The organism is Comamonas sp. C11, assembly GCF_024496285.1.
Lineage (GTDB): Bacteria > Pseudomonadota > Gammaproteobacteria > Burkholderiales > Burkholderiaceae_C > Comamonas > Comamonas testosteroni_F.
In genome coordinates this window covers 14011-26919 of the sequence record NZ_CP101744.1, presented here as the reverse complement: position 1 = coordinate 26919, position 12909 = coordinate 14011, and the positions used below count along the sequence as shown (strand labels likewise).

The window sequence follows — 12909 nt, the reverse complement described above, 5'->3', positions numbered from 1 at the left end:
CAGGATCAGTGGGGGCGTAAACAACTTAGACAGCTACCGGCGGCAGCAGGGTCTTCAGTGGCTCGTTTTGGGATAGGGGCGCAGGCCGAGGAGGATTTCTGCTTTTTCGCTCAAAGGCTGCGCCAACAACTGGGGATCGGTGTGTGGGGCCAGTTGATCGCGCAGCAGCGCGTAGACAGTCTCGCGGTCTTGGCTGGTATCTACCTCTACGCATTTGCCTTTGCTTTTGAACAGCTCCACGGTGGGCAGCGTTTCGGCCTTGAAGGTGTCAAACCGTAGCTTCATCGACTCGATATTGTCGTCGGCCCGGCCAGAGTGGCGCGCGCGGCCCAGAATTCGCTGCTCAAGCACTTCAAAGGGGCACTCGAAGTACAGCATCGCAGGAAGCTCGGAACTCTTGCCAAACACTTCGTACCACGCCTCCAGGTTGGACAGCGAGCGGGGAAATCCGTCCAGCAGAAAGTTGCGTTTGCCGGTGGTTCGTGTCGTGCGCTCCATGGCGTCTTTGAGCAGCCGCACCACGATGGCGTTGGGCACCAGTTTCCCCGCTTCGATGTACTCCTTGATGATTGCCATCGTTGGGCCGCCAGCCTGCTGTTCCGCGCGCAGCAGCTCGCCGGTGGACAGGTGGGTCCAGCCCAGTTGAATCTCCGCCAGTTCGCACATCGTCCCCTTGCCGGCTCCGGGGCCTCCCAGCACAAACACCACATTGGGCGTGGGGCAGAGTTCTCGCGGGTCCACATGAAAGATCTCCACTTTCGGCGCGGGGGCGACGCCCATCTTGTAAACATTCCAGGTCCGGTCGGTCGGAGGCAGTTCGTCCTCACATGTCATCTCGTAGGCAAGATGGCCATCAAGGCGGCAGATGCGCCAGGACTTGAATCCATTCGAATACGAAATAGCGGGGCTTCGGACTGCTTTGCCATCTGCCCGGTCCCAGGCCATCTTGTCGTTCCAATAGCCCGGGCTCGAAACGGTGCCCGATTCGGACTTGGCAGGCGGGGCCGTCGTGGGCACGTAGAGCCCATCCACCTCGGGCAGACCGGCTCCAGTGACTTCGATGAACAGCGTGTTGGGGGTTCGTTGTTTGGTATCAGTCATTTAGTCAGGCGTTTGATAGATAGCGATGGAGGAAAATTACCTGAGAGCGCGTGAAAGCTTTTCACGGTACATGCGCTCATCAGCGAGAGATATTAATTTCGACAATATCTTTCCATCTTTTGGAAAGAGTGAAACCCCAATACTGCAGTTTAGTTGAACAGAAACTCCGTCAATGCGATAGGGTTTTGATATGGAGTCCTTTACCGCAGCAACTTTCTCGTAGACTTCATTAACGGTTTTTTGCTCAACAAAAAGACACACAAATTCGTCACCCCCAAGGCGTGAAGCCGTATTTTTCGGGCCGACAGTGCCAATTAATCGTTCAGCGATTTGAATGAGTACTTGGTCTCCCAGAGCATGACCATAGGTGTCATTTGCCACCTTGAAACCATCTAAATCAATAAATAGCACGGCAATCGACGCAGCTCGACGGGGCGATGTAGCGACGGCTAGCTGAAATCGATCCTCCAATAAAAGTCTGTTAGGCAATCCAGTCAAAACATCATGAAATGCTTGGCGCGTCAGATTTTCTTCGCGAATCTTTCTCTCCGTGATGTCTGCCAAAATGGAGACATAGCCACTGGTCTTTCCGGTTGATCCCACCAGTGCACAAACGGAAAGCCACTCTGCATAAACTTCGCCGGTCTTTTTTCTGTTCCATATTTCCCCACGCCATACGCCAACATCTTTAATTACGCGCCACATCTCTTCAAAAACCGAATCTTGATTCTTCCCCGCTCGCATAAAATTGGGGCGCTTTCCCCTAACCTCACGGAGTTCGTAGCCAGTCAGCGTGGTAAAGTGATCATTAATCCAAACGATGCTATCGTCAGCATCGGTAATCATTACTGCGTCGCCCAGTCCTGCGAGTAATGCGTTAGTAAAATGCGCCAATGACTTCAGAATTCTAAATTCTAGTTCCCTACGTATACATTGCAAAACTTCGCCGTAGTCAAACGGAAGTGGCAACATATTGCCGTAGTGTCCATGAATGAGTACTTCGCCATTGATGCGCTCACCTCCCCGGCCCGCCACTAACACCACCCCAGCTCTCTTTCGGATTGTCTCCAAGTTTTTCTGTAGGCTGGTCGATGCCGATGCAAAATCACTTAGTGAAGCAAAAATCATGTGGCATTGATTTTTGGTTTTTATTTTTATTAGATCGATTGAATGGTCAACGCTGGAGGTTCGATAGACCTCCACATCTTCGCCCGGTAGATCTTCTACAAAGCCACCGCTGTATCGGTGCGAACCTCCTACGGTGTAGATACACATATGCACACGCTGTGCCTTTGGTAGATCATTCGGTGAGAATGTGTTCATATTTCATGCATTTATTTATTGCAGAGAGGGTGCGCCCAATACTGGGTGGGGTTGCAGTCAAATACTACATTGAAAAACAAGTCCCGCGTGCTCCCGGAGGGCATGGAATTGAATGGTTGGCCAACGCTCTTTCATTACTCTTACCTCAGTATCGTAGTTGTACAGAAAGGTTAATGCATTGACCGCATCGTATGCCATCCTATAATTATTAGATTCGGTAAATTTTTCAAGCGCTACTGCGTCGCTTGAGGTTACCCAGCGCGCGCCATGAAAGGGGCTGGACCGAAAATTGGCAGTCACTCCGTATTCATTTTTCAGGCGATACTGAATAACCTCAAACTGCAAGGTGCCAATGGCGCCTAGTAACAACGCGCCGCCGGTCTTGGGGCGAAATACTTGAATGGCCCCTTCTTCCCCTAATTCCAGCAGCCCCTGCCGCAGTTGTTTGCCTCGCAGGGGATCACCCAGCTCAACACTTTGAAATAGCTCCGGCGCAAAAAAAGGCAGTCCAGTGAATTGAAGTTGTTCGCCTTCCGTCAGCGTGTCGCCAAGCTGCAGGGTCCCGTGGTTCGGGATGCCGATGATGTCGCCGGGGTACGCTTCGTCGAGCAAGTTGCGCCGCTGTGAAAGGAAGGCGACCACAGCGCCCGTGCGTACATCCTTGCCCGTGCGGCACACCTGCAGACGCATCCCGCGTTCAAAACGCCCAGAGCAAACGCGCATGAACGCGATACGGTCCCGGTGTGCGGGGTCCATGTTGGCCTGGATCTTGAAAACCATGGCAGTGCAGGCGGGCTCATGGGGCGCGACAGTCCTTTGCACGCTCTGCCGTGGGCCGGGGGCTGGCGCGAATTCGACCAGTGCATCAAGTACCTCTTGCACGCCAAAGTTGTTCACAGCAGAGCCGAAGTAGGTAAGGGACTGTTGACCCAGCAGAAACGCTGATCTGTCCAGTGGATGCCCCGCATGAACGACCAAGTCCATTTCTTGAACTGCTTTTTCGAAGACTCCAGGAAACCGTTGTGCGGTAAGCGGGTTGTCACGCCCTGGCAGTAGTTCGTCATCCACACGGCTTTCCGAGCCCGCCTTGAAGACGCGCAGATGATCCGCTCGGATGTCAAACACGCCGCGAAACTCTCTGCCCATGCCTACGGGCCACGTCATCGGAACGACGGCCATGCCCAGTGTTTGCTCGATCTCATCAATAAGGTCAAGCGGGTCTCTCACCTCGCGGTCAAGCTTGTTGATGAAGGTGATGATGGGCGTATTGCGAGATCGGCAAACGTTCAGAAGCCGAAGGGTCTGCGCTTCCACACCGTTGGCAGCGTCGATCACCATCACGGCTGCGTCAACGGCCGTCAACACGCGGTAAGTGTCTTCCGAAAAGTCCTGGTGCCCGGGCGTATCGAGCAAGTTGATGACGCACCCCCGGTACTCCATCTGCATCACCGAACTGGCGACCGAGATTCCCCGCTGCTTCTCAATGTCCATCCAGTCGGAAGTCGCGTAGCGCGAGGATTTTCGGGCCTTCACAGATCCAGCGATGTGAATAGCACCCGCGTAGAGCAAGAGCTTTTCAGTCAGTGTGGTCTTGCCCGCATCGGGGTGCGAAATGATGGCGAAGGTCCTGCGTCGGCTCACCTCCTGCACTTGGGTCAACTGCATGTTCATCTGCCTTTCGGTGCATTTGCAAGCCGGAGGCTGGCCGCCGCTTCTCGCCCTGGTGAATCTGGGCGCTTGTAGCCCCCGGTAATCCCTTGTTTGCTGAGAACCCACTGCCACAGTTGAATGTCGCGTGCGCGGAAAGCTCCTGCACAGGACAGCAGGTAGTACGTCCACATGCGGTAAAACCGCTCGCCCAATTGGTCTTTGAACTGTGGCCAGGACGCTTCGAAGTTGGCATGCCACGCCATCAGCGTCTTGTCGTAGTCGCTTCCAAAGTTGTGCAGGTCTTCCACCACAAACAGGTCATCCGCTGCATCGCCGATTTGCCCGATAGAGGGCAGGTCTCCGTTCGGAAAGATGTACTTGTCGATCCAGGGGTCGGTCGCCGAGTCCCTTTGGTTCTTGCCAATCGTGTGCAGCAAAAATAGCCCGTCATCCGCAAGGCACCTGTGGGCGACCTGCATGAAGGTGCGGTGGTTTTTTCGCCCTACATGCTCGAACATTCCAACGCTGGCGATGCGATCAAACCGCTCATTGATGGTGCGGTAGTCCTGCAAGCGAAATTCCAGGGGCAGGTGCGCATATCTGTTTTGCGCCCAGGCGGTCTGCTCTTTGGAAATGGTGACCCCCACACAGTGCACTCCATGCCGCTCGGCGGCATAGGCCATCAAACTGCCCCAGCCACAGCCGATATCGAGCAGTCTCATGCCAGGCTTGAGCTGCAGCTTGCGGCAGATCATTTCCAGCTTCGCTTCTTGCGCTTGCGCAAGATTGCTGGCGCCGTCCCAGTAGCCGCAGGTGTAGGTCATTCTGGGGTCGAGCATCGCTTCGTAGAACTCATTGCCGAGGTCATAGTGGACCTCGCCCACCTTCCACGCCCGTTTGAGGTTTTGCCGATTGAGAAGGCGGGTGCGCAGTGCGTGAAAAGCAAGCCGAAGCGGCTGCACCTGGCGATCCAGCCGGGCGCGCAATACCCGCGTAAAAAACTCATCCAGACGCTCGGCCTGCCAGTCGCCATCCATGTATGCCTCTCCGAGGCCCACGCTACCCAAAGAGAACACCCGCTCTGGCACTTTGGCGCCCAGCAACTCGATATCCCAGGGGCGACCGCCGTTGACCTTCACGTCGGCTTCGACCAGCATGTCCATCATGAGTTTTTGCAGCCGACTTTCCTCGCCCCGGATCGGGTGTTTTGGGGTTCCGTCATGGAAATTGTTCATCCTCTACCTTTACTGGTCACGAGCTCAATTTTTGAAACATGGCTGACTGCGTGGATGCGCCTAGTTCGGCGTCAAACGGGCCGATGTCGTCAAAGCGCACGCAATAGCCGTGGCGCGAGGCCACGCCCAGCGCCCACCGTCTGAAGCGGGCACGGCCCCACTCAAATCGGTGATCGGGGTGACGCATCGCGTCGGGGTGCATGCCGTGCAGGACGTTGTAGTCCTGGTTGGGAGTGGTCACCATCACGTGCCTGGGGCGGTACGAGCGAAAAACCGCCTCTTCAACGCGCCCCAGGTGTTGGGGGTCCACGTGCTCGATCGTCTCCAGCAACACGGCAGCATCAAAGTCGACAAACTCTGCATTCGCCTCCATGAAAGAGACGCAGCGAAGCTCTATCTGCGGCGCTGGTTGGGACGGCAGGTTGTCCAGAGCCCGCTGCGCGCACGCCAGCGACGAGTTGGAAATGTCGACACCGACAATGCGATTGATTTGAGACTCCTGCGCAAGCCGCAGCAAAAGGCTGCCCTCGCCGCAGCCCAGGTCCAGCACAGACCGGGCACCGACCGACCGCAAGTAGCCCAGCACGGCAGCCAGGCGCTCCTCATGCAGGTCTGTGGTGTCCCTGGCACAAACATCCCGAATCCACGCGGGCATCTCTGCGGACATCTCACTGGCGCCAGCCCAATCGTCATGGAAGGCGTTCATGTGCGAGCGCCTCACAGTGATGCCTCCCGGCGGCGCTCATCGATTTCTTCCTGGCAATCTGCGCAGAAGGGAGTTGCAGGGTCGTTCAGCAGACGGTCTAGGGGTATCGGCAACTCGCACTGACAGCACATGCCCAAGGTGCCCGCTTCCTTGCGCTGTAGGGCCGCACTCAGTCGGCGCTGCTGAATCAACATGCGTTCCCGCTGGACGGAAGCCATGGCTTGTTGCTGCATGGCGTCCATGCGCGAAAGGCGTCCTACGCTAGATTGATCCAGGATCACCGTGGCGGCGTTCTCGCGCGCCATGGACAGGCTGTGCTCAACCGATTGGTGCAGGGCTTGAAGGCGGCATTCCACAGCGCTCAATTCGGCATTCGACAGATTGTTTTGTGCCATCAATACTCCTGTTGCAAAAGGCGACCGTGAAGGCCCCTTTCATTGAAAGAACGCACCCGGGGGCCATGGCATGGTCATGGCGCTGGGTGGTGTCACGCTGGTGGCCGCATGGAAACCAGGGCGACCCCGTCTGGGCGGATGGTGACGACGCGGACCAGAAGGCGCTGCCCTTCGCGGACATGCCCGCCCCACTCGGTATGAAACCAGTCTGGTAATTCGTGCCTTGGCAAGATGGCATGTCGCTCTCCCTGTATGAGGACAGGGATTGCACACTCCTGCATGGGCCCGAGGACCACGGCCTCCAGAGTGCAGTCGCGCAATGAGGACTCGCGCGCGCGGGTCTCGGCGGGATGTGCTGGATAGCCCAGGTAACCGATGGAACCCGACCACAGGTCCATCAGGGCGTTTGATTCAAGGAGTGGGGCCGTCATCGTTCACGCCCTTGCGCCCGGCGCTGTTCTCGCCACGGCTTCACGGGGCGGGTGCCCCATGAAAAAAGGTGTGAAGTCGTTCGCAAAAGCATGTCAATGCTCCTTCAAATGCAAGCTGCAGGGACCCACGCAAAAATGCGCAAGCCAAGCGGCCACTACATGGGAGACAAGCTGACAGCCTCGGAAGGGGCGCCGAGGCGACGCGGTATCACATCAGGTGCAAGCCTGGCCGAGGCGTGGGCTCGGCGGGTTTTTAAGAGACCCTCCGTGAGAGGGTGCGACCTGAGATGTGAAGAACTACATGGGACTGATAGACGTAAATGCGCGGGACTGTGAACTGGCAATGGTAGAAGAACCGAGCCGATGCTTCAAGTCTTCAGCCGGACTGGGCCGTGCTGCCCACCGGTTGTTTGCGAGATCCATGTGGGTACAAAGTGCGGACGTGTTGCCATGCGGCGGCGACCACAATCAACGGCAGAGCAAGCTCTAGCGTCTCCTCAATGGAGAGCATCAGCATCGCGAAAGTCACCGGTATCACCCATTCAAAGTCCTGCGCCAGGACGTTGACGGCCCGGTCCAGCATTTTGGCAATTACGGCTGTTGCAATGAATGCAATCACTGCCGAGCGGATCGCGTCGCTTCCGCGCACACGTTGGCGCAGTGTACGGGTGTAGTGCCACGCGAGGCACAACAGGCTCGCCGCAAACAAAGCCACTGCGCACAACGCCCACAGTTTTTCTCCCGAGAGCGGTCCCTTGAGATAGTAGGAAACACGCAGGACGCTGGACCCCGTCAGGCGGATGTGCGCATCCCACTCGCGGGCGCCCAGACCAAAAATTACGATCAACAGCGCTACACGCGAAGACGTCCAGTGTCGGATCCCCCTGGCTGGCGCCATCGCCACTGTCCCAAACGCCACCGCATAGAACCCCAGCGTGAGTGACTCGATGAATCCGTCCTCTTGCATCACTGCGAACAGAGTCTCTTCAGAGAGCGCTGCCCAAAGCAGTTTGCCGACTATTGCGGCAGCGCCGACTAACCACCATGTGTTGAAACGAAGCAAACGGTGCCCTCCTGGGGTTGGTTTGCCAGCCCACGAGGTGGGCGGCAGGTTCGGTTGTCAGCGCAGGATGAGTACCGGTGCTTTGCTCAAACGCAAGAGCGTTGTGGTGGTGCTGCCCACCACCAACTGGCGAATGCGGGAGTGACCGTAGGCGCCCATCACCAGCAGGATGTTGCCCTGCGCCTGCACCAACTCAGGCAACGCTTGTTCAGGCTCGCCCTCCAGCAACACCGTGGCGGCCAGAAAGCCTGCATCAGTCAGCACCTTGTGGGCCTCTTGCAGTTGCACATGGGACTCGGGCGTGTCTGCTGCTGCCATGGCGATCAGCGCTGGAATGCCCTTGAGCATGGGGCTGCGAGCCAGGGTTTCAAGCATCTTTCGTGCGGTAGCGCTGCCGTCGTAGGCGACCACAAAGCGCTCAGGCTCGGCAAAATGCTCGGACGTGACCACCAGCACCGGGCGCTTGACGGCCCGGACCACGCGCTCCACATGGTGGTCAAGGTGCAGTTTGGCAAAACCGGTCGCGTGGAAATGCTCGCCCAGCACAAACAGCCGTGCATCCGGCTCCATGTCCAACACGCCATCCACCACCTCGCCGTGGCGCATGCGGCCATCCACTTTTTGCACGCCGAACAAGCGCGCCCGTTCCTGGGCTTTGGCCAGCATCTGGCGGCCCGCCTCTTGGGCCAGCTTTCCACGTTGCGCATCAATCTCGCTCAATTGACCCAGCAGGGATTCCTGCGCGCCAAACCCAAGGGCCCCGCTCAGATCGGTGGCGGCCGAGCGGTCCGGGTCACGCTCCAGAATGTGGAGAAACTCCAGCGGCACATCCAGCCGCTGGGCGGACCAAGCGGCCCAGTAGATCACGGCGGCTGTAGCCGCAAGGCCATCAATGCAGGCGTATACCTTGTTCATGTCTTTGTCTCCTGGTTTATTAGTGCATCAGTTTTTCAACAGCACCGGGCTTGTCGTGAATGGCAAAGCGGTCCACCAGCGTGGCGCTGGCTTCGTTCATGCCCACGACTTCCACCTCAGTGCCTTCTCGGCGGAACTTGAGAACGGCCTTGTCCAGCGCGCTGACGGCCGTGATGTCCCAGAAGTGGGCACCGCTCACGTCAATGCGCACCTTCTCAACGGCTTCCTTGAAGTCGAATGAGCCCAAGAAGGTTTCTGACGACGCGAAAAATACTTGGCCCACAACGGTGTAAACCCGCTCGCGCCCCTCGTTCTCGCTCGTGCGGTCCACGCGCAGCACGCGACCCACCTTGTGTGCAAAGAAGATGCCCGACAGCAGCACGCCCACAAACACGCCCTTGGCCAGGTCATGTGTGGACACAGTCACCACCACGGTGGCAATCATCACGATGGACGAGCTGGGTGGGTGCTGGCGGAGGTTGCGCACCGAGTCCCAGCTGAAGGTGCCAATGGCCACCATGATCATTACCGCCACCAGAGCGGCCATGGGGATCTGCTTGACCCAGGGGCCAAGGAACACCACCATCAAAAGCAGAAAGATACCGGCCGAAAAAGTGGACAGCCGGGTGAAACCACCCGACTTCACATTGATCACCGATTGCCCGATCATGGCGCAACCCGCCATGCCGCCGATAAAACCGGTAGCAATGTTTGCCACGCCTTGGCCCATGCATTCGCGGTTCTTATTGCTGGGGGTATCGGTCAGGTCATCCACGATTGCGGCAGTCATCATGGACTCAAGCAAGCCCACCACTGCCAGCGCGGCAGAGTAGGGAAGAACAATTCTCAGCGTTTCGAAGTTCAGCGGAATGTCTGGAATCAGGAACACCGGAAGGCTGTCGGGCAGTTCGCCCATGTCGCCCACCGTCCGGATGTCCATTCCGATTGCCATGGAGATGACCGTCAGTACAACAATGGTGATGAGTGGAGAGGGAACGGCTTTGGTGATGTACGGGAAGCCATAGATGATGGCAAGGCCCCCAGCTGTCATGGCATACACCTGCCAGCCCACATTGGTGAGTTCCGGCAACTGAGCCAGGAAGATCAGGATGGCCAGCGCATTGACGAACCCGGTGACGACTGAGCGCGACACAAAGCGCATCAAAAGGCCCAGTTTCAATACTCCTGCCAGAATTTGCAGGACTCCGGTGAGAATCGTTGCCGCCAGGAGGTACTGCAGCCCGTGTTCCTTGACCAGCGTGACCATGAGCAACGCCATGGCGCCGGTAGCGGCGGAGATCATGCCGGGCCGCCCGCCCACAAAGGCAATGATCACGCAGATGCTGAATGAGGCATAAAGCCCCACTTTGGGATCAAGGCCCGCGATGATGGAAAAAGCAATGGCTTCAGGAATCAGCGCCAGAGCGACGACGATGCCAGCCAGAAGGTCTCCACGGATGTTGGAAAACCACGTTTGGCGTATAGAGGAGAGATTCATAGGCAGAGGCAAAAAAAGAAAGACGACGCGCAGCGACCATGGGAACCGATCGGCTCGGGAGCGAAGTGGCTAGCTTGCCGACGCGAAATGCGTAGCCCTTGCTGTGAGACAAGGACGCTTGAAGCGGCGAAACGAAAAATGCGGGAGGAAATAATGGGCCGCAAGGCACGCCTAAAGGGCGCCTAGGGCTAACGCAAACACAGCGCTATGGCGGTGTCACGGAGCAGAAAAAACCGCGTGGCAATTCCTTGCTTCGGGCTGTGCCCGAGCTGTGCAGGGAGGGTCGCAGCAAGTTGTGCATCGCACCATTGTAACGAGGTACGCCCTATTTAACTAATTTGAAGGTCTTCGATCATTCAGGTGGGATGTGTGCGGCTAAACGCATCTCGGAAAAACCTGCACAAATGCGACGGCGCGCGCCATCTTCAATGGGAGCGAAATGAATCGTTGATACACCATAGATTTTTGCGATTTTCGAAGGAATCCTGGCCGACCCTCACTTTGAGTTGGGCCATGGTCGCAATCACGGCCGCGTAGGCGTCTGGTGGAGACGTTGAGGCTCTCAATCACCAGAGCCCTCTCTTGTTCACCTGGGCGAGTACCGTGGATAGCGCTGCGAGCGACTGTGGCTCGTTCAGCATCTCCCTGAGCTTGAAAGTCTGTGGCATCGCAATCCCGGCGGCTTCGTGCGTACGCCTGAGCACTTGCTCCACCAAACTGGTTCGAGGGACGAACGTGTAGTGGACATCGCAATCGAGGCCTTGGGCCAAGCGCGCGAGCGTGTTCAGCGTAATGGTTCCGTTTGCCTCGGCTTGCTCAAGTTTCCGCGCACCCTGAGCGGTCATGCCCAAGCGCTCCCCCAAGGCTTTTGAACTCATTCCCAGTGCCAAGCGCACCGTCTTAGCCCATCCACACCTGGGCGTTGCAGGGCGCTGCAGTTTCGCGAAGTCGCAAAACTGCCTGTCAAGTTCGGCCAAGCGGGCGAGATCCAGGCGATTCTTCAAAACGGTCAAACAATTGAGACAACAGACTGGTTGCCCATGCAAACGGTCGGGCAACCCCTAACTTCCCATTGAAGGTCAGACAAGCTCCGGCGACCTAAACGGCACTCCTGCTCCGCTATCTTCGCAGGCCACGGTCTCGAAAGGGACCAATTAGTCTCATATTAACTTGAATGGCGAATGATGCTGCGTTTGGAAAAATCGACTCTCGGAAACTTTGGAGCCCAGGACATGATGGGCTTGGTGACATCACGGGGATGGGAAGCCATCTTGCCGGATGCACTCGAAGACAACCAGCTTTTGTTGGTGTCAGACCAGTTCAGAGATCTCCTGTCGGGCATCGCTTGGAGCGGGGACCATGATCCAGCCCGTGCGGCTTTGCCGCTTACCCTGCTACTCCTTGCAAAGGCGGGTGCCAAAGGCTCAGAAGAGAGCTTCGAAATCGGGTTGGATACCCTGCAGGCGGCATTGTGTTTGCTGAACACTGCTGTCGATCGGGAGATCGTCAATCGGATGCTGAACCGCAGTGATCCCTCGCCGTTGGGCGAAGACCTGTTGCAGGCCCTGATCATGCTGGTTCAGGATGCCAAGGAGAACGCCGAATCGGCTTGCACCGCTTAATTGGGAACAATGCTCTTGAAATCGGTTTTGACGGTTTTGAGCAGTTCATTGACCGAAGCATCATCCAGCTCCGGGCAGTACGCCGCCACCACCAACGTCAAAGGATGGATTTGCATGTGCTGGGCTAACACTTCGATGGTGCGCAGGCTGGGGACCTGATGACCTTGCTCGATGCGGCTGATGTGACGGCGGCTCGTTGCGAGCAACATGTCTTCCTGAACGAGGCCCCGTGCCGCGCGCAATTGCTGAAGCGCTCGACCAAAGTCGGCTTGGGGACGGACACGCTTTCGGGAAGACATTCCCTCGATTTCCGCCCAACGGGACTAAAAAGACCACGACCAACTAGTCTCATTGAACTGTTAATCGAACTTATTCCTGTTGGAAATCTGTGTCTGAACTAGCGCCATGCCCATACTCTTTCTGGACTTCGATGGTGTCTTGCATCCGGAGCATTGCAATGCGGCCAAGCATTTTTGCTGCCTACCGATCCTCGAAGATGCGCTACGGCATGTACCAGGGTGCCAAGTCGTGATCACCAGCACTTGGCGACTGGAACAATCCTATGAGGGTCTACTGCAAAGGTTCTCTCCGGACATTGCTGCGATGATCGAAGGCGTCACCCCCAGATATTGCGATCTAACGAACGTCCCGAGTACGCTAGTTGGCTATCAGCGGGAGGCGGAGTGCCACGCCTGGCTTTGGGCCAACGAAATGCCGCATCGCAGCTGGGTGGCCGTGGATGATCGATCTTGGCTATTCCGGCCGTTTTGCAAGTCATTGTTTTTGGTCGATGGCCGCGCGGGGCTAACGCAGGCTACCGGTTCGCAACTTGCAGCTCGTCTTCAAAGCCTTCTTTGAAAAGGCAGCCGGGAAGGTAGACGACAGGCCCTCAGATAACAAAGCTGGGGCTCACCGATAGTGAAAATACCTCTCGTCGGAAAAGTGGGGGCCACCTTTCTGCCCCCTCGCT

Annotated in this window: 13 protein-coding genes; 2 read left to right on the top strand and 11 right to left on the bottom strand. The window is 57.1% G+C overall.

The window, feature by feature from the left end:
- Window positions 1-54: 54 nt before the first annotated feature.
- The 10 genes from NOX35_RS26755 to NOX35_RS26710 form a co-directional block, all read right to left on the bottom strand.
- Entirely contained in the window at window positions 55-1101 is a 1047-nt protein-coding gene (locus NOX35_RS26755) for a nucleoside monophosphate kinase (protein WP_256497028.1), read from the bottom strand.
- A gap of 36 nt (window positions 1102-1137) precedes the next feature.
- Complete coding sequence (locus NOX35_RS26750; protein ID WP_256497027.1) at window positions 1138-2424, bottom strand: diguanylate cyclase domain-containing protein; 1287 nt, start codon at window positions 2422-2424, stop codon at window positions 1138-1140.
- A 57-nt stretch (window positions 2425-2481) separates the two neighbouring features.
- Entirely contained in the window at window positions 2482-4089 is a 1608-nt protein-coding gene (locus NOX35_RS26745; protein WP_256497026.1) for a peptide chain release factor 3, read from the bottom strand.
- Between the two features lie 2 nt (window positions 4090-4091).
- The gene (gene cfa / locus NOX35_RS26740; protein WP_256497025.1) at window positions 4092-5309 is read right to left on the bottom strand and encodes a cyclopropane fatty acyl phospholipid synthase; all 1218 of its coding nucleotides are present in this window, start codon (window positions 5307-5309) and stop codon (window positions 4092-4094) included.
- Window positions 5310-5325: 16 nt separating this feature from the next.
- Window positions 5326-6015, bottom strand: a complete 690-nt coding sequence (locus tag NOX35_RS26735; RefSeq protein ID WP_256497024.1) for a methyltransferase domain-containing protein — start codon at window positions 6013-6015, stop codon at window positions 5326-5328.
- Window positions 6016-6026: 11 nt separating this feature from the next.
- Window positions 6027-6410, bottom strand: coding sequence for a TraR/DksA C4-type zinc finger protein (locus tag NOX35_RS26730; protein ID WP_256497023.1), 384 nt, complete (start codon window positions 6408-6410; stop codon window positions 6027-6029).
- An 807-nt stretch (window positions 6411-7217) separates the two neighbouring features.
- Window positions 7218-7904 carry a hypothetical protein gene (locus NOX35_RS26725; RefSeq protein ID WP_256497022.1) on the bottom strand — a complete coding sequence of 229 codons (687 nt, stop codon included), beginning with the start codon at window positions 7902-7904 and terminating at the stop codon, window positions 7218-7220.
- A gap of 57 nt (window positions 7905-7961) precedes the next feature.
- On the bottom strand, window positions 7962-8819 hold the full coding sequence (locus NOX35_RS26720) for a universal stress protein (protein WP_256497021.1): 858 nt from the start codon (window positions 8817-8819) through the stop codon (window positions 7962-7964).
- A 19-nt stretch (window positions 8820-8838) separates the two neighbouring features.
- On the bottom strand, window positions 8839-10317 hold the full coding sequence (locus NOX35_RS26715) for a SulP family inorganic anion transporter (protein ID WP_256497020.1): 1479 nt from the start codon (window positions 10315-10317) through the stop codon (window positions 8839-8841).
- A 566-nt stretch (window positions 10318-10883) separates the two neighbouring features.
- A complete protein-coding gene (locus NOX35_RS26710) occupies window positions 10884-11195 on the bottom strand; it encodes a DNA-binding protein (protein ID WP_371878565.1) in 312 nt (103 codons plus the stop codon).
- A gap of 303 nt (window positions 11196-11498) precedes the next feature.
- Here NOX35_RS26710 and NOX35_RS26705 point away from each other — a divergent pair, with 303 nt between their 5' ends.
- On the top strand, window positions 11499-11939 hold the full coding sequence (locus NOX35_RS26705) for a hypothetical protein (protein WP_256497019.1): 441 nt from the start codon (window positions 11499-11501) through the stop codon (window positions 11937-11939).
- Here NOX35_RS26705 and NOX35_RS26700 read toward each other — a convergent pair.
- Window positions 11936-12238, bottom strand: a complete 303-nt coding sequence (locus NOX35_RS26700) for a helix-turn-helix domain-containing protein (RefSeq protein ID WP_256497018.1) — start codon at window positions 12236-12238, stop codon at window positions 11936-11938. The two genes, NOX35_RS26705 and NOX35_RS26700, sit on opposite strands and share 4 nt — an antisense overlap.
- 106 nt (window positions 12239-12344) lie before the next feature.
- Between NOX35_RS26700 and NOX35_RS26695 the strand changes: the two genes are divergently transcribed.
- The gene (locus NOX35_RS26695; RefSeq protein ID WP_256497017.1) at window positions 12345-12797 is read left to right on the top strand and encodes an HAD domain-containing protein; all 453 of its coding nucleotides are present in this window, start codon (window positions 12345-12347) and stop codon (window positions 12795-12797) included.
- Window positions 12798-12909: the final 112 nt, after the last annotated feature.

Bases quoted from the DNA above. Each gene is read 5' to 3' on its own strand.
- NOX35_RS26755 (WP_256497028.1), bottom strand. From the start codon at position 1,101: ATGACTGATACCAAACAACGAACCCCCAACACGCTGTTCATCGAAGTC.
- NOX35_RS26750 (WP_256497027.1), bottom strand. From the start codon at position 2,424: ATGAACACATTCTCACCGAATGATCTACCAAAGGCACAGCGTGTGCAT.
- NOX35_RS26745 (WP_256497026.1), bottom strand. From the start codon at position 4,089: ATGCAGTTGACCCAAGTGCAGGAGGTGAGCCGACGCAGGACCTTCGCC.
- cfa (WP_256497025.1), bottom strand. From the start codon at position 5,309: ATGAACAATTTCCATGACGGAACCCCAAAACACCCGATCCGGGGCGAG.
- NOX35_RS26735 (WP_256497024.1), bottom strand. From the start codon at position 6,015: ATGAACGCCTTCCATGACGATTGGGCTGGCGCCAGTGAGATGTCCGCA.
- NOX35_RS26730 (WP_256497023.1), bottom strand. From the start codon at position 6,410: ATGGCACAAAACAATCTGTCGAATGCCGAATTGAGCGCTGTGGAATGC.
- NOX35_RS26720 (WP_256497021.1), bottom strand. From the start codon at position 8,819: ATGAACAAGGTATACGCCTGCATTGATGGCCTTGCGGCTACAGCCGCC.
- NOX35_RS26715 (WP_256497020.1), bottom strand. From the start codon at position 10,317: ATGAATCTCTCCTCTATACGCCAAACGTGGTTTTCCAACATCCGTGGA.
- NOX35_RS26710 (WP_371878565.1), bottom strand. From the start codon at position 11,195: ATGAGTTCAAAAGCCTTGGGGGAGCGCTTGGGCATGACCGCTCAGGGT.
- NOX35_RS26705 (WP_256497019.1), top strand. From the start codon at position 11,499: ATGATGCTGCGTTTGGAAAAATCGACTCTCGGAAACTTTGGAGCCCAG.
- NOX35_RS26700 (WP_256497018.1), bottom strand. From the start codon at position 12,238: ATGTCTTCCCGAAAGCGTGTCCGTCCCCAAGCCGACTTTGGTCGAGCG.
- NOX35_RS26695 (WP_256497017.1), top strand. From the start codon at position 12,345: ATGCCCATACTCTTTCTGGACTTCGATGGTGTCTTGCATCCGGAGCAT.